At 60.6% G+C, this 20,772-nt stretch carries 19 protein-coding genes; 8 read left to right on the top strand and 11 right to left on the bottom strand.

Features of this window, described 5'->3' with window-relative positions:
• Positions 1-3: 3 nt before the first annotated feature.
• The 6 genes from ispF to rpoS all read left to right on the top strand — a co-directional run bounded on the left by ispF (position 4) and on the right by rpoS (position 5,106).
• A complete protein-coding gene (gene ispF / locus BT204_RS11815) occupies positions 4-477 on the top strand; it encodes a 2-C-methyl-D-erythritol 2,4-cyclodiphosphate synthase (protein ID WP_034126843.1) in 474 nt (157 codons plus the stop codon).
• Complete coding sequence (truD, locus tag BT204_RS11810) at positions 474-1,532, top strand: tRNA pseudouridine(13) synthase TruD (protein ID WP_072446892.1); 1,059 nt, start codon at positions 474-476, stop codon at positions 1,530-1,532. Before ispF ends, truD begins: the two co-directional genes overlap by 4 nt.
• Complete coding sequence (gene surE, locus BT204_RS11805; RefSeq protein WP_003189210.1) at positions 1,520-2,269, top strand: 5'/3'-nucleotidase SurE; 750 nt, start codon at positions 1,520-1,522, stop codon at positions 2,267-2,269. Before truD ends, surE begins: the two co-directional genes overlap by 13 nt.
• A gap of 41 nt (positions 2,270-2,310) precedes the next feature.
• Positions 2,311-2,946, top strand: coding sequence for a protein-L-isoaspartate(D-aspartate) O-methyltransferase (locus BT204_RS11800; protein WP_169850588.1), 636 nt, complete (start codon positions 2,311-2,313; stop codon positions 2,944-2,946).
• 209 nt (positions 2,947-3,155) lie between these two features.
• Positions 3,156-3,992, top strand: coding sequence for a peptidoglycan DD-metalloendopeptidase family protein (locus tag BT204_RS11795; protein WP_003189213.1), 837 nt, complete (start codon positions 3,156-3,158; stop codon positions 3,990-3,992).
• A gap of 106 nt (positions 3,993-4,098) precedes the next feature.
• Entirely contained in the window at positions 4,099-5,106 is a 1,008-nt protein-coding gene (gene rpoS / locus BT204_RS11790) for an RNA polymerase sigma factor RpoS (RefSeq protein ID WP_034126846.1), read from the top strand.
• Between the two features lie 321 nt (positions 5,107-5,427).
• Here rpoS and BT204_RS11785 read toward each other — a convergent pair whose 3' ends face one another.
• On the bottom strand, positions 5,428-5,637 hold the full coding sequence (locus tag BT204_RS11785; RefSeq protein WP_002554837.1) for a cold-shock protein: 210 nt from the start codon (positions 5,635-5,637) through the stop codon (positions 5,428-5,430).
• Between the two features lie 388 nt (positions 5,638-6,025).
• On the opposite strand from BT204_RS11785, the gene dcd reads away from it, so the two are divergent.
• Together dcd and BT204_RS11775 are read left to right on the top strand one after the other, a co-directional pair.
• Positions 6,026-6,592 (top strand): dCTP deaminase, encoded by a 567-nt coding sequence (gene dcd, locus BT204_RS11780; protein WP_003189215.1) that lies wholly within the window; start codon positions 6,026-6,028, stop codon positions 6,590-6,592.
• 108 nt (positions 6,593-6,700) lie between these two features.
• A complete protein-coding gene (locus tag BT204_RS11775; RefSeq protein WP_005785769.1) occupies positions 6,701-6,898 on the top strand; it encodes a hypothetical protein in 198 nt (65 codons plus the stop codon).
• A 23-nt stretch (positions 6,899-6,921) separates the two neighbouring features.
• Here BT204_RS11775 and pdeM read toward each other — a convergent pair whose 3' ends face one another.
• From pdeM to BT204_RS11725, 10 genes are all read right to left on the bottom strand, one after another.
• Complete coding sequence (gene pdeM, locus BT204_RS11770) at positions 6,922-7,572, bottom strand: ligase-associated DNA damage response endonuclease PdeM (protein ID WP_054917875.1); 651 nt, start codon at positions 7,570-7,572, stop codon at positions 6,922-6,924.
• On the bottom strand, positions 7,572-10,052 hold the full coding sequence (locus tag BT204_RS11765; RefSeq protein WP_057975610.1) for a ligase-associated DNA damage response DEXH box helicase: 2,481 nt from the start codon (positions 10,050-10,052) through the stop codon (positions 7,572-7,574). The genes pdeM and BT204_RS11765 overlap by 1 nt, the downstream gene beginning before the upstream one ends.
• A gap of 217 nt (positions 10,053-10,269) precedes the next feature.
• The gene (locus BT204_RS11760) at positions 10,270-11,034 is read right to left on the bottom strand and encodes an ABC transporter ATP-binding protein (protein WP_034126849.1); all 765 of its coding nucleotides are present in this window, start codon (positions 11,032-11,034) and stop codon (positions 10,270-10,272) included.
• A gap of 13 nt (positions 11,035-11,047) precedes the next feature.
• Entirely contained in the window at positions 11,048-12,166 is a 1,119-nt protein-coding gene (locus BT204_RS11755) for a succinylglutamate desuccinylase/aspartoacylase family protein (protein ID WP_072446890.1), read from the bottom strand.
• Between the two features lie 9 nt (positions 12,167-12,175).
• Positions 12,176-12,886, bottom strand: a complete 711-nt coding sequence (locus tag BT204_RS11750; RefSeq protein ID WP_054917884.1) for an ABC transporter permease — start codon at positions 12,884-12,886, stop codon at positions 12,176-12,178.
• Complete coding sequence (locus BT204_RS11745) at positions 12,883-13,611, bottom strand: ABC transporter permease (RefSeq protein ID WP_003189227.1); 729 nt, start codon at positions 13,609-13,611, stop codon at positions 12,883-12,885. Before BT204_RS11745 ends, BT204_RS11750 begins: the two co-directional genes overlap by 4 nt.
• A gap of 57 nt (positions 13,612-13,668) precedes the next feature.
• Positions 13,669-14,448 carry a transporter substrate-binding domain-containing protein gene (locus tag BT204_RS11740; protein ID WP_014717255.1) on the bottom strand — a complete coding sequence of 260 codons (780 nt, stop codon included), beginning with the start codon at positions 14,446-14,448 and terminating at the stop codon, positions 13,669-13,671.
• A gap of 310 nt (positions 14,449-14,758) precedes the next feature.
• Positions 14,759-16,393 (bottom strand): ATP-dependent DNA ligase, encoded by a 1,635-nt coding sequence (locus BT204_RS11735; protein WP_054917886.1) that lies wholly within the window; start codon positions 16,391-16,393, stop codon positions 14,759-14,761.
• Positions 16,390-17,394, bottom strand: coding sequence for a ligase-associated DNA damage response exonuclease (locus BT204_RS11730; RefSeq protein WP_054897985.1), 1,005 nt, complete (start codon positions 17,392-17,394; stop codon positions 16,390-16,392). The genes BT204_RS11735 and BT204_RS11730 overlap by 4 nt, the downstream gene beginning before the upstream one ends.
• Before the next feature lie 714 nt (positions 17,395-18,108).
• The gene (locus BT204_RS11725) at positions 18,109-20,550 is read right to left on the bottom strand and encodes a penicillin acylase family protein (RefSeq protein WP_072446889.1); all 2,442 of its coding nucleotides are present in this window, start codon (positions 20,548-20,550) and stop codon (positions 18,109-18,111) included.
• Positions 20,551-20,772 lie beyond the last annotated feature (222 nt).

The following is a 20,772-nucleotide window of genomic DNA, read 5'->3' as shown; positions in this document are numbered from 1 at the left end:
TTTATGCGTATTGGCCACGGCTACGATGTGCACCGTTTCGCTGAAGGCGATTTCATCACCCTGGGCGGCGTGCGCATTGCACACCACCATGGGTTGCTGGCTCATTCCGACGGCGACGTGGTCCTGCACGCCTTGAGCGATGCCTTGCTCGGCGCGGCTGCATTAGGCGATATCGGCAAGCACTTTCCGGACACCGACCCCACCTTCAAAGGGGCGGACAGTCGTGTGTTGCTGCGCCATGTGGTCGGCCTGATCCATGCCAAGGGCTGGAAGGTCGGCAACGTCGATAACACCATCGTCGCCCAGGCGCCGAAAATGGCCCCCCATATTGAAGCGATGCGCGCAGTGATCGCCGCAGACCTGCAAATTGAATTGGATCAAGTCAACGTGAAAGCCACTACCACCGAAAAGCTCGGGTTTACCGGTCGTGAAGAGGGCATTGCGGTGCACTCCGTCGCCTTGTTGCTGCGCGCATGAACGACCTGCAACTGCTGGGCCCGCGGGCCTATGGCGAGGCCCTGGGCAGCGCGGTACTGAAGGCCACGGCCGAAGACTTCCAGGTTGATGAGGTGCTGGACCTCCCGCTGACCGGCGATGGCGAGCACCTGTGGCTGTGGGTGGAAAAGCGCGGTTTGAACACTGAGGAAGCCGCACGGCGTATCGCCAAGGCTGCTGGGGTGCCATTGCGCACCGTCAGCTATGCCGGGCTCAAGGATCGTCAGGCCCTGACCCGCCAGTGGTTCAGCGTGCAGTTGCCCGGCAAGGCCGACCCGGACATGAGCGGCGCAGAAAACGACACCCTCAAGATCCTTAAAACCGCCCGTCACAAGCGCAAGTTGCAGCGTGGGGCCCATTCGGCCAATGGTTTCACCTTGCGCCTGACCCAACTGGCCGGCGACACCGCTGCCATCGACGCACGTCTGCAGTTGATTGCCCGGCACGGCATCCCCAATTATTTCGGCACCCAGCGTTTTGGCCACAACGGCGGCAATGTGGTGGATGCTCGCGAGTGGGCTGCCCGCAAGGCCCTGCCCGAGCAGCGCAACGTGCGCTCGCGCTTGCTGTCCACGGCTCGCAGTTACCTGTTCAACCAAGTGTTGGCGGCCCGCGTCGCCGACGGTTCATGGCAGCGTGCCCAAGTTGGCGATCTGCTGGCGTTTACCGACAGTCGCAGTTTTTTTCCGGCCGGGGAAGCTGAGTGCAGTGACCCGCGGCTTGCGATCCTGGACCTGCATCCCACCGGCCCGCAGTGGGGCGAAGGCGATTCGCCGGCGAAAGGTCTTACATACGAGTTGGAACAATCTGTCGTCGCTGGAGAAGCAGACCTACGTGATTGGTTGGTGAAGGCGGGAATGAGCCAGGAACGTCGCATTCTGCGACTGCCCATTGGCGGGTTGACGTGGCATTATCCCGGGCCTGACATTCTGCAATTGGAATTCGTCCTGCCGGCCGGATGCTTCGCCACTGTCTTGGTGCGCGAGCTTGTTGATCTGGTGCCGGTGGGGCAGACGGACAGCCCATGCGTATTCTGATATCAAACGATGACGGTGCCACCGCACCCGGTCTTGCTGCGCTTCATGCTGCGCTGCAGGATTACGCCGAGTGCGTGGTGGTTGCCCCCGACCAGGACAAGAGCGGCGCCAGCAGTTCGCTGACGCTCGACCGTCCGCTGCACCCGCGGGTCCTGGCCAATGGCTTTATCAGCGTTAACGGCACCCCCACCGACTGCGTGCACCTGGCAATCAACAGTTTGCTGGAGCACCAGCCAGACCTGGTGGTCTCGGGGATCAACCTGGGCGCCAACCTGGGCGATGACGTGCTGTATTCCGGCACCGTGGCGGCGGCCCTTGAAGGGCGCTTCCTGGGCCGCACCGGCTTTGCCTTTTCCTTTGCTTCGCGGCAACTGGATAACCTGGCGACGGCGGCCTACTACGCGCGCAAGTTGGTGGAGGCCCATGCTTCCCTGGACCTGCCGCCGCGTACGGTGCTCAACGTCAATATCCCCAACTTGCCCCTCGACCATATTCGCGGTATCCAACTCACGCGCCTGGGCCATCGCGCCCGTGCGGCGGCGCCCTTGAAGGTGGTCGACCCTCGCGGCAAGGAAGGGTATTGGATCGCCGCCGCCGGCGACGCCGAAGATGGCGGCGAAGGCACGGACTTTCATGCGGTGATGCAAGGCTATGTCTCCGTTACTCCTCTGCTGTTTGATCGCACCTTCAGTGATGCCTTCAGTGGCCTTGATGGCTGGCTGGAGGGACTGCGTTGATGGCTCGTGAACAAGACGATCTGTTGCGCCGTGGGATTGGGATGACCTCCCAGCGCACCCGGGAGCGGTTGATCCAGCGTCTGTATGAAGAAGGCTTGTCCAACGCGCAGGTGCTGGAAGTGATCCGGCGCACGCCGCGGCACCTGTTTGTCGATGAGGCGCTGGCACATCGCGCCTATGAAGACACAGCGTTGCCCATCGGCCACAACCAGACCATCTCCCAGCCCTACATGGTCGCGCGCATGAGCGAGCTGCTGCTGGCGGCGGGGCCGTTGGACAAGGTGCTGGAGATTGGTACCGGCTCCGGCTACCAGACGGCCGTGCTGTCGCAATTGGTAGAGCGGGTGTTTTCGGTCGAGCGCATCAAGGTGCTACAGGACCGGGCCAAAGAGCGTTTGGTGGAGCTGAACCTGCGCAACGTGGTATTCCGCTGGGGCGATGGTTGGGAGGGCTGGCCGGCGCTGGCGCCCTACAACGGTATCATCGTCACCGCCGTCGCCACCGATGTGCCGCAAGCCTTGCTGGATCAATTGGCGCCTGGCGGGCGTTTGGTCATCCCGGTGGGCTCCGGCGAAGTGCAACAGTTGATGCTTATTATCCGCGAAGACGAAGGCTTTTCCCGGCATGTACTCGGTGCTGTGCGTTTCGTCCCCTTGCTCAACGGCCCGCTGGCCTGATCATTTATTCGCGCGCAGTGAATTCTGTAGACGGGGATGTGTCTTACGGCGGGGTCTATTGAATCAACACACCTGGCAGCCACGATTAAACATGATGAATTTTTCCTTTCAGTCAGGTGCCAGTAAAAAGCCAATGCCCAGTTATACTTGCGTCATATTTCAAGCCTGATCCAGGCGTTAACGTTCAGCCACCACAAAGGGAGCGGCGGGTGAGTCTCACAGGTCCTGCGCAGCGAATGAGTAAAACAAGCTTTCAGCGACTGGTGCTTGGCCTTGTCTTGAGTTCCTTATTGGCAGCCTGCTCGAGCACGCCATCCGGCGGTGCGCGGGTCGTTGACCGTACCAACGCAACCCCCCAGAGACCTACGGTCACCACCGGCCAATACGTGGTGCGCAAAGGCGACACACTGTTCTCGATTGCCTTCCGTTATGGCTGGGACTACAAGGCGCTGGCCGCCCGTAACAACATTCCTGTGCCGTATACGATCCATCCCGGGCAGACCATTCGTTTCGATGGTCGCTCAGGTTCTGCACCTACGGCAGTTGTGACAAAGTCGGGTTCTTCGCCATCGTCCTCGAGCAAGACCACCATCATCACTCGGCCTGCAGGCAGCGCTACGCCTACGGTTGCGAGCAAGCCGGCACCCGCGCCGTTGCCACCTGCCGGGCCTGCGCCGACCGGATGGGGATGGCCTTCAAACGGAGTGTTGATTGGAAAATTCTCTTCAAACGGTAGTTTGAATAAAGGCATTGATATCGCCGGGGATTTGGGACAGCCTGTTTTAGCTGCGTCTGATGGGACGGTGGTGTACGCCGGGAGTGGTTTGCGGGGCTACGGCGAGCTGGTCATCATCAAACACAGCGATACCTACGTCAGTGCCTACGGTCATAACCGCAGGTTGTTGGTTCGGGAGGGGCAGCAGGTCAAGGTCGGACAGACGATTGCCGAAATGGGGTCAACGGGCACAGACCGGGTGAAACTGCACTTTGAGATTCGCCGCCAAGGGAAGCCTGTAGATCCGCTGCAATTCCTGCCCCGTCGTTGATGTGTTGCACAGCCTGTTCCCTCACGTAGAAGGAACAGGCTCCGGCGTTGCCAAGGATAGAGGCGTCGCTTGAGCTTGAGGTCGAACTCACCAAAGGACTATAACAATGGCTCTCAGTAAAGAAGTGCCGGAGTTTGACATCGACGATGAGGTTCTCCTTATGGAGACCGGCATCGATTTGGAAACGATGTCAGATAATGAAGGGGTATCACCACCTTCAGTTCGCACCAAATCCAAAAATGCTGCTGCGTTGAAGCAGCACAAGTACGTTGATTACACCCGGGCGCTCGATGCGACCCAGCTGTACCTCAATGAAATCGGCTTTTCCCCTCTGTTGACCCCCGAAGAAGAAGTCCATTTTGCGCGTCTGTCGCAGAAGGGCGATCCGGCTGGGCGTAAGCGCATGATTGAAAGCAACCTGCGCCTGGTGGTGAAGATCGCCCGACGCTACGTCAATCGTGGGCTTTCCCTGCTGGACCTGATCGAGGAGGGCAACCTGGGCTTGATCCGGGCTGTGGAGAAGTTCGACCCTGAGCGGGGCTTCCGTTTCTCCACCTATGCCACCTGGTGGATTCGCCAGACCATCGAACGGGCGATCATGAATCAGACCCGCACGATCCGGTTGCCGATCCATGTGGTCAAGGAGCTCAACGTCTACCTGCGGGCGGCGCGTGAGCTGACGCAAAAACTCGATCATGAACCTTCGCCTGAAGAGATCGCCAACCTCCTGGAAAAACCGGTAGGGGAGGTCAAGCGCATGCTGGGCCTTAACGAGCGTGTCTCTTCGGTCGATGTCTCGCTGGGTCCGGATTCGGATAAGACCCTGCTGGACACCCTGACCGATGATCGTCCGACAGACCCTTGCGAGCTGCTGCAAGACGATGATCTTTCCCAAAGTATTGACCAGTGGCTCTCAGAGCTCACGGACAAGCAGCGTGAAGTGGTGATTCGCCGCTTCGGCCTGCGCGGCCATGAGAGCAGCACCCTGGAGGATGTAGGCCTGGAGATCGGCCTGACCCGTGAGCGGGTGCGGCAGATCCAGGTAGAGGGCCTCAAGCGCTTGCGCGAGATCCTGGAGAAGAATGGCTTGTCGAGTGAGTCGTTGTTCCAATAAACGACACAAGACAAAAATGTGGGAGCCGGCTTGTGTGGGAGCTGGCTTGCCTGCGATAGCATCAACTCGGTATAGCTAGTGCACTGAGTCGATAGCATCGAAGGCAAGCCAGCTCCCACATACAGCTGCGCTCCCACATTTTTTTGTGTCCGTCATTACATCGGTGTGCTGATCGTTCCACGCTTTGCGTGGGCATGCAGGGGTGACGCAGAGCGTCACAAAAAGCATTACCACGCGGAGCGTGGGAACGAGCAGCCAAAATTCAGGCATAAAAAAACCCCGCTTTTAAGGGCGGGGTTTTTTCGACTAAGTCAGTACAAGTTAGATAACTTGAACTTCTTCAGCTTGCATGCCTTTCTGACCGCGGGTAGCGATGAAAGAAACCTGTTGGCCTTCTTTCAGGCTTTTGAAGCCGTCGGATTGGATAGCTTTGAAGTGAACGAACAGGTCGTCACCGGATTGTGGAGTGATGAAGCCGAAGCCTTTTTCATCGTTGAACCACTTAACGGTACCAGTTTGGCGATTAGACATGGTGTATCTCCTTGGACAAAGTTAACTGCGACTCAGGAAAAGCCCTGGCCGAGACTGAGTGCAAAGAGCAGGAAAAATTCTTGGAGATGGTTGGATCGAAATTCAACATATCGTGTAGAGATTCTCAGTGACACAAGCAGCACAGTGGCGCCACCTTAACCCTTTTTCAGGAACGTGCCAATGGTATTTCCGAAGGTTTCTCTAATTTCGTGACTGGCGGTGGTATTTACAGTCATTGGCGCCGGGCACCCGGGCCCCGGCCACGCTGGCTGCGGCTTATAGCTGGCAGTGCATTGATCAAGAAAACCGGTGCGGCCTTTGAACCCCAACGCCGGCCCCGGTAAGATGGCCCACAGATTTTTTTCGCCTCGCTATTCAGGACACCGCCATGAGCATCAAATCGGACAAGTGGATTCGCCGCATGGCGCAGGAACACGGCATGATCGAGCCGTTCGTCGAACGCCAGATTCGTGGCGAAGGCGACGAGCGCGTGATTTCGTACGGCGTTTCCAGCTATGGCTACGACGTGCGTTGCGCCGATGAATTCAAGGTGTTCACCAACATCAATTCGGCGATCGTCGATCCTAAGAACTTCGACGAAAAGAGCTTCGTCGACGTCAAGAGCGACGTGTGCATCATCCCGCCCAACTCCTTCGCCCTGGCGCGCACCGTGGAGTTCTTCCGTATTCCTCGCGACGTGCTGACCATCTGCCTGGGTAAAAGCACCTATGCCCGCTGCGGCATTATCGTCAATGTCACGCCGCTTGAGCCTGAGTGGGAAGGCCACGTCACCCTGGAATTCTCCAACACCACCACCTTGCCGGCGAAAATCTACGCCAACGAAGGCGTGGCACAGATGCTGTTCCTGCAGTCCGATGAGGCCTGTGAAGTGTCCTACAAAGACCGTGCGGGCAAGTATCAGGGCCAACGCGGCGTCACTCTCCCACGCGCTTGATCGAAAGCGCCTACGGGTAAAGGGAATTTGTCTGCAGAAAGTGACTCTATCTAGGTGTACTGCTTCGGCGCGTGTGAAACGCGCCGGGCCATACTTGAGGAGTACCCTATGAAGATCGACCCGCGAATCAGCGCAGAACTCGCCCGGCTTGAACCCAACCAGATTGGTGTTCTGGCCTGGTCCTTGATGGCCAACCCCGCGCACGCGGGGGGCATCCCAGGTCAACCCGAACCTGATTACCCGCAGCCTACCGAGCCGGGTGAGCCGACCTTACCGGACGAGCCGCCACCCGCACCCGTTGCCTGATACCTGAGCAGGCCTGTGTCGATTCATTGAATCGGCCAGACCTGATGATCGCCAATCACAAAGATTCGCTGGTCCTGGGCCTGCTCCACGGCATAACCCCCTGTAAACGCGCCGAAGGCTGGCAGCAGGCTAATCTGAGTGCCGATCTGGAAGCACGGCAGGCGTAGCCGCTGGCGCCCTTTGCCGCGCAAGTGGTACACCGGATGCACATGCCCCGCCAGTACATGATGGCTGGCGTGGGCGTCTGGCTCATGTTGCAAGGCGAAAGGGCCCATCAGCAGGGGCTCGGGGATCACCTCGATGCCCAGATCCAACGGTGGGTCGCCGGCGCTTTTGTCGTGATTGCCGCGAATCAAGGTCAAGGCCAATGTGCGATTGCGCTCACGCCAGGCCCTGATTGCGTTCAGGGTGCCGCTGGCATGAGAGCCGGGACCGTGGAGGAAATCACCGAGAAAGATCAACTGCGCGCACGGCAGGGCCGATAACAGCTTGTCCAGGCGTTCCAGGTTGGCCGTAGTCGTGCCCTGCGGCACCGGTTGTCCCAGGCTGCGATAGGCCGAAGCCTTGCCAAAATGCGCATCGGCAATCAGCAGGCATCGGCGTGCGGGCCAATACACGGCCTTGTCCGGCAATAGCCAGAGTTCTTCGCCTTCAACCGTCAGTGGGTAATGCATCAGCCTTGCCCTTTGTCGGCGACTTTTTCCAGGTCCTTGACCATCCGCGCGATGCGCTCCGAGAGTTTTTCCGAGCTCATGCTTTCGCGCATCCGTTCTACCAGCAGCGGAAAGGCCAGGGGCGTGGGCCGCTGGATCCTGTGCAGGTCCAGCTTCAATGTCGACAGATGATTCAGCGTCTGTTCCAGTCGGCGAATATCTAGCTCGTCCCGCAGCACTTCTTCCCCGGCCTGGGCCAGCAGCAGATTTTGTGGGTCATATTGCTTGAACACTTCAAAGAACAAACCACTGGAAGCCTGCACTTGTCGCGTACTTTTTGGCGCGCCGGGATAGCCGGCAAATACCAGCCCGGCGATTCGCGCAATCTCGCGAAAGCGGCGCAGGGCCAGTTCCCCGGCATTGAGGCTGGCAATTACGTCAGCCAGCAGGCCTTGGGGGCTCAGCAACCGAGTATTCAACAATTGGGGCCACTGCACCTCGGTGGCGCTCAACAGCTCCAGGCCATAATCATTCACCGCAATCGAAAAGGTCAGCGGCTGCTGCTGGCTGACCCGCCACGCCAGCAAACTGGCCAAGCCTAGGTGTACTTGGCGGCCAGCGAACGGATACAAAAACAAGTGCCAGCCCTCCCGCGACCGCAGGGTTTCAGCCAGCAAATGCTCGCGGGTCGGCAGCCCGGACCAGCGCAATTGGGTGTGCAGCAACGGTTGCACCGCCTTCATCTCTGGGCCGTCGAAGTGCCCATGCGCGGCGGTATCAAAACGCTCGACCACCGCCTGGGCCAGTTCGTTGGAAAGGGGCATGCGCCCGCCATTCCAGCGTGGCACGGCGGCTTTTTTCGCGTTGCTGCGGCGCACATAGGCGGTCATGTTTTCCACACGCACCAGTTCCAGCAAGCGCCCGGCGAACAGAAACCCATCCCCCGGCTTGAGCCTTGCAATAAACCCTTCCTCGACACTGCCCAGGTTCTTGCCGCCGCCGCCCTTGCTCCAGAACTTGAGCTGGATACTGGCATCACTGACGATGGTGCCGACGCTCATGCGGTGGCGGCGTGCCAGGCGGGCATCCGGAACACGCCAGATGCCGTGCTCATCGGGCTCCACCCGGCGGTAATCCGGATAAGCGGTGAGTGACAGGCCACCATGGCGCACAAACCCCAGGGCCCAGGCCCAATCCGCTTCGGTGAGGTCGCGATAGGCCCAGGCGCCGCGCACTTCGTCCAACAGTGCCGCCGGAGTAAACCCGCCGCCCAAGGCCATGCTGACCAGGTGTTGTACCAGCACATCCAGCGGCTTGTAAGGTGATTCCCGCGCTTCGATGCGCCGTTGGGCGATCGCATCCTGGGCGGCTGCGGCTTCCACCAGCTCCAGGCTGTGGGTTGGCACCAACGTTACCCGTGAGGGCCGCCCTGGCGCGTGGCCGGAACGTCCGGCGCGTTGCATCAGCCGCGCGACACCCTTGGCGGAGCCTATTTGCAGCACCCGTTCCACCGGCAGGAAGTCCACGCCCAGGTCCAGGCTGGACGTGCACACCACCGCCTTGAGTTGCCCGTCTTTCAACGCTCGCTCCACCCAGTCCCGGGTCTCCCGCGATAGCGAGCCGTGGTGCAGTGCAATTAATCCGGCCCAGTCCGGTCGGGCGTCGAGAATCGCCTGATACCAGATTTCCGATTGGGCCCGGGTGTTGGTAAATACCAGGCAACTGCTGCTGGCCTCTACCTCGGCGACCACTTGCGGCAACATCTTCAAGCCGATATGCCCGGCCCAGGGAAAGCGCTCGGTGACGGGCGGCAGCAAGGTGTCGACTTTCAGTGCCTTGGCCGTTTGCCCCTGTACATTCATGCCGCCGCCCTGTGGAACCAGTACCTCCAAAGCGTGGGCCTGATTACCCAGCGTCGCGGAAATACCCCACACCATCAACTCAGGATGCCAGCGCCGCAAGCGTGCCAGTGCCAGTTGCAACTGCACGCCGCGCTTATTGCCGATCAGTTCGTGCCATTCATCCACGATGACCATGCGCAGGTGCGCGAGGCTGGTTTCACTGTCGGCACGGGCCAGCATCAGGGTCAGGCTTTCCGGAGTGGTGACCAGAGCGGTGGGTTGGCGACGGGTCTGGCGCGCGCGTTCGCTGCTGCTGGTGTCACCGGTCCGCAGGCCCACGCTCCAGGGAATCTGCAAGGCCTCCAGCGGTGCTTGCAGGGATCGTGCGGAGTCGGCGGCCAGGGCGCGCATCGGCGTGATCCATAGGACGGTCAGCGGCTCGGCAGGTGGTTTGCGTTTGCCTGTGGCGGGCGGGCGGGTAATGGCGAAACGGTTGAGTGCGGCAAACCACAAGGCATAGGTTTTACCCGCCCCGGTGCTGGCATGCAGTAACCCCGACTGGCCGGCCTTGACCGCGGCCCATACCTCTTTCTGAAAGGCGAATGGCTTCCAGCCTTGGGTGGCAAACCATTGCTTGGCGAAATCGTGGGTTTTTGCCATGCGGCAGCGGACGCTCTGGAGGGGTTAGTTCAAAGACCCCGTAGGCAGCGCCGACGTTCAACTGCCTAATGCCATTCAGTCAAGCAGAAGCGCTGCCCTGTGGCGAGGGAGCATGCTCCCGCTGGACTGCGTAGCAGTCCCAGTCTTTTTGAGCAAAGAGCGGGGGCCGCTTCGCGCCCCAGCGGGAGCAAGCTCCCTCGCCACAGCAAGCTCGCGCCTACTTCAAGTTGCCGCTCAAAAATTGTTGCAGGCGCTCGCTTTTCGGATTGCCCAGCACATCCTCCGGCAAGCCCTGCTCCTCCACCAGGCCCTGGTGCAGGAACAGCACCTGGCTTGAAACCTTGCGCGCAAAGCTCATCTCGTGGGTCACCATAATCATGGTGCGGCCTTCCTCGGCCAGGCCCTGGATCACCTTCAAAACTTCGCCCACCAACTCCGGGTCCAGCGCCGACGTGGGTTCATCGAACAGCATCACCTCCGGCTCCATGGCCAGGGCGCGGGCGATGGCGACACGCTGCTGCTGGCCGCCGGAGAGGAACGCCGGGTATTGATCAGCCACGCGCGCCGGCAGCCCGACTTTGTCCAGGTAGCGGCGGGCACGGTCTTCGGCGTCCTTTTTACTGCAACCCAGCACGCGGCGCGGGGCCATGGTGATGTTTTCCAGCACGCTCATGTGGCTCCACAAGTTGAAGTGCTGGAACACCATCGCCAGCCGTGTGCGCAAGCGTTGCAACTCGGCGTCGTCGGCCACGCGCATGCCATGGCGGTCGCTGACCATGCGGATCGCCTGGCCGTCCAGGGTCATGGCGCCATCGTTGGGGGTTTCCAAAAAGTTGATACAGCGCAGGAAGGTACTCTTGCCTGAGCCACTGGCGCCGATCAGGCTGATCACATCACCGGTCTTGGCCTTGAGCGACACACCTTTGAGCACTTGATTGTCGCCATAGCTTTTGTGCAGGCCTTCAACGGTCAGTTTGTACATGTGGCATGCATCCTCAAGGCGAAAGTAGATAACCGCTGCGGTAGGCCTGTGTGCCGGCGACATGGCAGATCACCATGCCGGCCGTGGCCATGCGGCGTAGCGAACGGGCGTAAAGCAGCCCGGCGTGCTGGCAGTGCACAGGCGTCACGCGGTCTGTAATGGGATCGATGATTTCAGCGACCAATTGCCCCGCATCCAGGTATTCCCCCGGCAGGGCGCTGAACACGAGCAAGCCACCCACTGCAGTGGTCACTGGCTCCACCGCCGCCAACGGCGTAGCCGGGTAGGCCAGGGCAGGCAAGGGGGCTGCATCGCCGCGAATGGCGCCGAAGTGGATCAAATAATCAATGATGGCCTGGCAGTCCAGCGCGGCGAGGCCGTGGTTGACATCGCCCTGGCCACGCAGCTCGACGGTCACCGACAAGCTGCCCATGGGGATCGGGTAGCGTTCGCCGAAGCGTTGCTGCAACTGCCACCACACCAGGGTGAAACACTCGTCAAAAGACTGCCCACCGGAATCGGTGGCCAACAGGTTGGCCTCCGAGCCCAGGTAGCGCGCCAACGGTTCTACCTGTGGCCAGGCTTCGGGCGTGGTGTACAGGTGCGCCACGGCTTCGAAGTCGCAATGCAGGTCCAGCACCACGTCGGCATCACAGGCCAGGCGTTGCAGCACCAGGCGTTGGGAGTGCAACTGGGTCTGGGCGGTGTGCGCGGCCAGGGCGCGGGACAGTGCGCTGCGGATCAATTGGGCATTGCGCTGCGGATCATCGCCCAGCAGGTCTTCGACCTGGTTACCGACGTCTTCGCTAAGATCGACGAACAGGCGATTGAAGTTCTGCCCGCTTTCCAGTTCGTAGCGGCCCAAGGGGATATCCATCAATACCTGTTCCAGGCCCACCGGGTTGGCGACGGGCACCAGCACGATTTCGCTGCGCAAGCGCCCGGCCGTTTCAAGTTCTGCCAGGCGCGCCTTCAGATGCCAGGCCACCAGCATGCCCGGCAATTCATCGGCATGCAGGGAGGACTGGATGTACACCTTGCCTTCGGGCTGCTGCGGGCCGAAGTGAAAACTGTGGATCTGCCGCGCCGTGCCGAGCACCGGCGCGATCAGGTCATGTAGCTGGTGGCGCATGCAAACTCCTTAGTGGCTCGGCCCGAGAAAGGCCAGCCAACGGCGTTCCGCCAGGCGAAACAGGCCGACCAGGGCAAAGGTCACCGTCAGATAGATCAGTGCGGCAATGCCGAATGACTGGAAGGTCATGAAGGTGGCGGAGTTGGCATCCCGCGCCACTTTGAGGATGTCCGGGATCGTCGCGGTAAAGGCCACGGTGGTCGAATGCAGCATCAGGATCACTTCGTTGCTGTAGTAGGGCAACGAGCGTCGCAACGCGGAAGGCATGATCACGTAGGCGTACAGCTTCCAGCCACTGAGGCCGTAAGCCTTGGCCGCCTCGACTTCGCCGTGGGCCATGCTGCGGATTGCCCCGGCGAAAATCTCCGTGGTGTAGGCGCAAGTGTTGAGGGCGAAGGCGAGCAGGGTGCAGTTCATCGCGTCGCGAAAGAACGCATCCAGCACCGGTTGTGCTCGTACGGCGGCAAGGCTGTAGATGCCGGTGTAGCAGATCAGCAATTGGATATAGAGCGGAGTGCCACGAAACAGGTAGGTGTAGAACTGCACGGGCCAACGCACCATGCGCTTGCGCGAAACGCGGGCGATGGACAGTGGAATCGACACCAGAAAACCGATGACCAATGAGGCGCTGAGCAGCCACAAGGTCATGGCCAGGCCGGTGATGTGCTGGCCGTCGCTGTAAAGAAAAGGGCGCCAGTATTCCTGCAATAGCTCGATCATCGCACTGCCTCCCGGGCGCCTGCGGAGTAGCGACGTTCAAGTCGGCGCAAGACAAAGTTGGAGGCGCTGGTGATCAACAGGTAGATCAGCGCCGCCAGCACCAGGAAATAAAACAGTTGATAGGTGCTCTTGCCAGCGTCCTGGGCGGCTTTTACCAAGTCTGCGAGGCCGATGATCGACACCAGTGCGGTGGCCTTGAGCATCACCATCCAGTTATTGCCGATGCCCGGCAGCGCAAAGCGCATCATCTGCGGGAAGGTCACGTAGCGAAACCGCTGCCCGCGCTTGAGCCCGTAAGCGGTGGCGGCTTCGAGTTGGCCGCGGGGCACGGCGAGGATCGCACCGCGAAAGGTTTCGGTGAAATACGCACCGTAGATAAAGCCCAGGGTGATCACCCCGGCGCTGAACGGGTCGATCTCGATGTATTCCCATTCCATAAAGTCGGTAAAGCCACTGAGCCAGGTTTGCAGGCTGTAGAAAATCAACAGCATCAGCACCAGGTCCGGCACACCGCGAATCAGAGTGGTATAGAGCTGGGCGGGGATACGCACAATGGCCAGGCTGGACAGTTTGGCGCTGGCGCCGAGCAGGCCCAGCAATACGCTGACGGCCAGGGACAGCACCGACAACTTGATGGTCATCCAGGTGCCTTGCAGCAACAGCGGGCCGAAACCCTTCAAGCTGAATGCGCTCAGCCCGAGGGTTTGCAACAGATCTTCGAACATAAATCAGGACCTATGGCGATAAAAAAGCGCCCCACCCGAAGCAGGGCGCCCCAGGCATTATTTGCCGCTGTACAGGTTCAGATCGCCAAAGTGTTTCTTCTGGATAGTGGCGTAGGTGCCATCATCGTGTAACGCTTTGATACCTTTATCCAAAAGCGCCTTGAGTTCAGTGTTACCTTTTTTGATACCGATAGCGGTTTTCGACGGCAGCAGTGGGTCGTCGATAGCTGCGCTCACTTCATAGCCAGCACCGGCTGGCGACTTGAGAAAGCCCAGTTCGGCTTGGAGCATGTCCTGCACGGAAGCGTCAAGGCGCCCGGAGGTCAGGTCGGCGTACACCTGGTCCTGGTTGGCGTAAGCCTTGGTGGTCACCCCGGCTTTATCCAGTACGGCCTTGGCGTAGGCTTCCTGGATGGTGCCTTGCTCGTAACCCACGGATTTGCCCTTGAGAGATTCTGGCGTCGAATAGCCAGCGCCTTTCTTGAACACCAGCGAAGTCGGGCCGGAGAACAGCTCAGAGGAGAAGTCGATGGCCTTCTCGCGCACTGGGGTCACGGTCATCGACGAGATCACGCCATCGAATTTATTGGCTTTCAGGCCAGGGATCATGCCGTCGAAGTCACTTTCGACCCACTTGCACTTGACCTTCAGCTCCGCGCAGATCGCATTGCCCAGGTCGATATCGAAGCCCACCAGGCTGCCGTCGGCGGCCTTGGATTCGAACGGTGCGTAGGAAGGGTCGACACCAAAACGCAGTTCCTTGTATTCCTTGGCTGTAGCAACACCAGCAGCCATGCACAGAGCCAGTGCAGAAAGGGTCAGCAATGCTTTTTTCATTATGTAATCCCTGGAAACCAAGATAAGCGCTTGTGGCGCGATTAGGACTGTTACTGAACGGTGTCAGACCCATCACAAGTAGCAATTTCTGCACCATAGTTCCGGATGGGCTTTTTAAACGATGGGATAAGGCAGTTCCAAGTGTAGGCGGCGCCCAAAAATGGGCGTCAGCAAATGAGCGCACTATTTCGGGTCAAAGGTAGACCAGGCATGTGGGAGCGGGCTTGCTCGCGAATGCGTTGTGTCAGTCACTGAATAGTTGGTTAAACCACCGCATTCGCGAGCAAGCCCGCTCCCACAGGGTGCTATGTCAAGTCAGCAAGTCTTGTAGCGTGGCCAGGTTGTCCGCTTCATCCACCGCCTTGTCCTGGCGCCAGCGCAGCATCCGCGGAAACCGCACCGCAATCCCGCTCTTGTGCCGCTTGGACAGGGCAATCCCTTCAAAACCCAACTCAAACACCATGCTGGGCGTCACGCTGCTGACCGGGCCGAACTTCTCCACCGTGGTTTTGCGCACAATGGCGTCGACCTTGCGCATTTCCTCGTCGGTCAGCCCGGAATACGCCTTGGCGAACGGCACCAGTGTGCGCTCGCTTCCCGGTGGGCCGTCCCATACCGCGAAGGTGTAGTCGCTGTAGAGGCTGGCGCGCCGGCCATGGCCGCGCTGGGCGTAGATCAACACGGCGTCGACGCTGAAGGGGTCGACCTTCCATTTCCACCACAGGCCCATGTCCTTGGTGCGGCCCACGCCGTAGAGGCCGTTGCGATCCTTGAGCATCATGCCTTCCACGCCCAGGCTGCGAGAGGCTTCGCGCTGCTCGGCCAAGGCTGCCCAGGTTTTGCCTTCCAGCAAGGGCGAAGGCAATAACACCGGTTGGTTGCACGTAGCGATCACCTGTTCCAATTGGGTGCGACGTTCGGCCTGGATGTGGTTGCGCCAGTCGTCGCCCTGATACTCCAGCAAGTCGTAGGCGAGCACCGCCACTGGCGCATCCTCAAGGACTTTTTTACTCAGGGTCTTGCGGCCAATGCGCTGTTGCAGCAGCGCGAAGGGTTGCACCGAGTCTTTCCACACCACGATTTCGCCATCGATCACCGTACCGTCGGGCAGGCCACTGACCAGGCTATGGAGTTCGGGGAAGCGTTCAGTCAGCAACTCTTCACCGCGAGACCAGACCCACAGGCGTCCCTCGCGCTTGACCAGTTGTGCGCGAATGCCATCAAACTTCCATTCCACCTGCCAATCGGCGGGTGAACCGAGCAGCGTGTCGAATTGCTCCACCGGTTGCGCCAGCCCGTGAGCCAGAAAAAACGGATAGGGTTGCCCGCCACGTTGCGCGTGTTCGTCGGACGATTCGGCGGCAATCAGCTTTAGATAGCCTTCGGCTGTGGGACGGTTCGACAAATCGGTGTAGCCCACTAGCCGCTGCGCCACGCGTTTGCTGTCGAGATCGGCCATGGCGGCGAGGGCGCGGGTCACCAGCAGTTTGGATACCCCGACCCGGAAGCTGCCGGTGATCAATTTGATGCACACCATCAGGCTCGGTTGGTCCAGTTGCGCCCACAGCGCCGGCAGCCGGTCTGCAAGGTCCAAGGGTGGCAGACCGCGCAGGGGCAGCAGTTTTTCTTCCAGCCACACGGCCAGGCCGTCTTCGGATGTGTAGGTGGATTCTGGCAGGAGCAGTGAGATCGTCTCGGCCAAGTCACCTACGGACTGGTAGCTCTCTTCGAACAGCCAGGGTTCGATGCCGGCCGCTTCGGTGGCCATGTCCCGTAGCAGGCGCGTCGGCACCAGCTGTCGTGGCCTCCCGCCGCTAAGAAAGTAAACGGCCCAAGCGGCATCTGCTGGCGGCGCCTGCAGAAAGTAGGCCTGCAGGGCGGCGAGCTTGGCATTGCTGGAAGTGGTGGCGTCGAGGTTGGCGTACAGCTCAGCGAAGGCTTTCATGCCGTGGCCTCTTCTTCGTCATCGCCGTATTCGGTGCTGAAGCCTTGGGCATCCAAGCCCTTCTCCCGCAGGTGGCGTACCAACACACCGACCGAACCATGGGTGACCATCACCCGTTGTGCCCCGGTTTGTTCGATGGCCCATAACAGGCCCGGCCAGTCAGCGTGGTCCGAGAGCACGAAGCCACGGTCCACGCCGCGCCGCCGTCTGGTACCGCGCAGGCGCATCCAGCCGCTGGCGAAGGCGTCGCTGTAGTCGCCAAAGCGACGCATCCAGGTACTGCCTCCAGCGGAGGGCGGGGCGATGATCAGGGCTTGGCGCAGCAGTGGGTCGGTCTTTTTGAAGTCGCCGGCATACAGCGTCTCGGGGATGTAGATGCCCGCTTCGCGGTACACCCGGTTCAACGGTTCGACCGCGCCGTGGCTGAGGATCGGGCCGATGCTGGCGTCCAGCCCATGGAGGATGCGTTGGGCCTTGCCGAAGGAGTAGCAGAACAACACGCTGGCTTTGCCGCTGGCGATATTGGCCTGCCACCAGTCATTGATCCCGGCAAAAATCTGCGCCTGGGGCTGCCAGCGGTAAATCGGCAGGCCGAAGGTGGATTCGGTGATAAAGGTGTGGCAACGCACCGGTTCGAAGGGCGCGCAGGTACCATCGGGTTCGACCTTGTAGTCGCCGGACGCCACCCAGACCTCGCCCTGGTATTCCAGGCGTACCTGGGCCGAGCCCAGTACATGCCCGGCGGGATGGAAACTCAAAGTCACGCCGTGATGCACCAACCGTTCACCGTAGGCCAGGGTTTGCAGGTTGATGTCCTGGCCCAGGCGCCAGCGCAGGATACCTTCGCCGGGGGCGGCGGCCAGGTAGTGTTGATTGCCGGTGCGGGCGTGGTCGCCGTGGGCGTGGGTGATGACCGCACGTTCCACTGGACGCCAGGGGTCGATATAAAAATCACCGGCAGGGCAGTAGAGGCCTTCGGGGCGGGCGATGACAAGGTCCATGGGGTTGCCGGGGCGGTGGGCTTGTTAGTTATGAGGCGGGGCTGGGTGCAGAAGTTCTATCTGAATGCAGGTAGTACAAAGGTGGGAGTTGGCTTGCCTGCGATGGCGGCCTGACAGCCGAAGCTGTTATCTGTGTACATATCCATTTCTGCGGTAACGGCCACTTAGGGTTCCGCTTTTACAGCGGGTCACTTTTGGAAAAGAGCCCGGAATGCCGGCCCAGCCAAAAGTAACCAAAAAGGCTCTTGCCCCACCACTCGGCACCTCGCTTGGACTCGGTGTGCCCGTAATTCGCCAGTGATTTGGGGGGCCGCCGCCACGCGCCATCCATGGCGCGGGGCGGCTAAACCGGCATCCCTGCCGGTTTACCCCCCAAATCACTGTCGAATTCCGGCCAGCGTGGTTTGACGGGGCGCCTAAGATCAAGATCAAAAGCAGATCAAGAGCAAGATCAAGAGCGGCTCGCTTCGCATCGTGGTTACCGTCGGCTGCTATCGCAGGCAAGCCACAATGCCAGTCAGTCAAGCGGTCATCGCCGACTGTAGGAGCGAGCTTGCTCGCGAAAATCGTCAACGATAACGCGTGCTTGCTGAATGAAAGCGGCGCCTGTGAGTTTTTCGCGAGCAAGCTCGCTCCTACAAAAAGCCCTTAACTGACTGGCATTGAGGCAAGCCAGCTCCCACAGCGTTATCCAGTTTCGTCAGGGAAGCCCGGTTACTTACCAGGCGTCAGGGTCAACCTTGTCTTGCCATACACCTTTTCAAAGTTCTGCGGCTGCATCGGAAAGCTCAGGTATTGCGCCTTCAGCGACGGGTCGATGCCATTGACATAGTTGGGGCTGGCCGGGTTGCCGGATTGGCCGATGCCGCCCTGGCCCATCATCGGTTCCACTTGGCCGAAGTCGATGATCATGCGCAGCGCCGACACCTGGGTCGCGTTGAAATCCTGGCCCCAGCTATACGGCGCCGGGTTCAAGGTGTTGTGGTCGCCACCGCTGGCAAAGGGACCGCGGATGACCTGGCCGCTGGTATTTTTCCAGGTGGTGCTGTGCAGCTTGCCCCACTGCCAGGCCTTGTGGTCGGCGCCCAGTTGGCTGTCGCCAGTAGTGATGGCGGCGGCCAGGGTGCGAGCCAGGATCGCGGGTTTGTCTTCTTTTTGCGGTGTATGCGTGTCATCCCAGAATGGGCTGTCTTCACGGCCCAGCAGGTGGTCGGCGATGGCCGAGTAGGACAGGCTGGCGTTGCTGGCGAAGGCTTTCCAACTGGCGCTGTTTTCCGGGCCGAGTTTGTCGAGGAAGATCTGCCGGGCGCTTTCCTGCAGGAACAGTTCGTAGATTGCCGCGTCAGCCGAGGTGGTTGCCAGCCGACCATCGAAGGTCATCAGGCGCTCAAGTGCTTCGCGGGCCTTGGCACGTTCCGCTGTCGGCAGGGCCTCGATGGCCTGCTTGAGCGGCTGGGCCATGCCGGGTGCCTGGAACATGTTCTTGAGCTTGGCGGCGAAGAGGGTGGTCTGGTCGTATTGCATGGCGATCAGGCTGCGGCTGTCATGCTTGCCGGCGTTGGCCAGTTGCGCCAGGCGCTCGCTGCGCTCCGGTGCATCCCAGGCGTTGGACAGTTGCATGCCGTAGCCACGCGGCGCGGTACGCTGGTTGGCGGTGCCGATCCAGCCTTGGGCCGGGTCCTGATCGTACGGGTGCAGCATCGCGTCGGCGTAGCCGTCCCAGTCAAAGCGCGTGTCCCAGCCCGGCGATGGCAACAGGCCTTCGCCTTCGCGGCGGTTGGGGAAACGGCCGGTGACCTGCCAGCCGATGTTGCTGGCGTCGGCGAAGATCATGTTCAGGGCGATGGCGCGAATCTCGCGGGTAGCATCCGAGGCCTTGCCGGCGTTTTGTGCGCGGGACAGGTCGAAGAACGCATCCAGGCTCTTGTCGTCCTTGAAGTCGGCGGTTTGCAAGGCCAGGCCAAGACCGCTGGTGAGCGCCTGGCTGCTGTTGAGCAGAGCGCCGTGGCGGGTTTCGTACACCACTTCGCGAATCGAGCGCTGGCCCTTGATGAAGAAGGTTTCGTTGCGCACGCCGGCCGGCAGCCATTTGCCGTTGTTCTCGTAGTACAGCGCACTGCCCTGGCGTTTGACCTTCTCCAGGAACAGGTCCTGGGTGTCGCCCTTGACCGCGCTCATGCTCCACGCCACTTTGCCGTTGAAACCCGCCAGCAGGGTCGGCAGGCCGGCAATCGAAGCACCGACGGCCTGGTATTTGGGCGCACGAATCTGCACGTAGTTCCACGGCGACGGTGCTTGTGGCTGCGCGGCGATATCGTTGGCCAACAGGCTTTTGCCGCTGCGGCTGCGTTGTGGGCCAATGGCCCAGTTGCTTGAGGTGGTGACGCCCAGGGCATTGAGGTCGCGCAATTGCTGGCCCACCGTCTCCAGCCCGGCGAGGCCGGTGATCTGGTTCAGGTTGACGCCTTTGAGCTTGTCGGCTTCGGCCAGCGGGACGGGTTCGTCCGGTGCGCTTGGGGTGAGCCAGGCCAGTTTATCGACGCCGACCTTCTGCGCCAGCACCAGGGACGAAAGCTCCTCCTGCAAGTTGCTCGACTGGCTGAAATTGAGCAGGCAGAACAGCAGCGCCGAATCTTCCGGCTTCCAGTACTCGGGCTTGTAGCCGCTCTGGGCCAGGTCCGTCGGCAACTTGTCGCGATAACGGAACAGGTAGGCGTTGACGCCTCGGGCATACACTTCAAAGAAGCGTTTGAGGCGCGGCGATGAGGCGCTATACAACTCGCCAGCGCTTTTCTTGAGGTTGACCGCCCGCATGAAACGGTCGACGTCCAGCACTTGCGGCCCCGACATTTCCGCCAGGCGGCCCTGGGCCAGCAGGCGCAGGGTGACCATCTGGGTGATGCGGTCGCTGGCGTGCACGTAACCGAGGCTGAACAGTGCGTCGTGGAAGGTGTTGCTTTCGATCAGCGGCATGCCTTGGGCATTGCGGCGCACCGACACATTCTGTGCCAGGCCCTTGATTGGCTGCACGCCAGCAACGGGCGGCAGGGTGTCCTGGGTGTTCTGGAGCTGGCAACCGGCCAGGCCCAAGGCACTGACCACTGCCGCGGCAACGCCGAACCGGGGAAGAAAATGTAAGAGGGCTGGCGAGGCCATGGCAAAGCTCCTGCGGGGGGGTAGCGTCAGTAAAGGCGCTACGTTAGTGAGCGCGGCGAAACGACGCAAGCGGGAGTTTTGGCAATTGCGTGAGAACTTGAAACAGCCACCAATCGAGGTGGCTTAAGGTTTTGTAGGAGCGAGCTTGCTCGCGAGAAACCCATAGGCGCCGCGTTTACTCAGAAAACGCGCGCTATCGTTGACGTTTTTCGCGAGCAAGCT

Source organism: Pseudomonas sp. NFPP02 (assembly GCF_900119355.1).
Lineage (GTDB): Bacteria > Pseudomonadota > Gammaproteobacteria > Pseudomonadales > Pseudomonadaceae > Aquipseudomonas > Aquipseudomonas paracarnis.
Note: the sequence above shows the minus strand (reverse complement) of the source record. Positions and strands in the feature narration are given on the sequence as shown.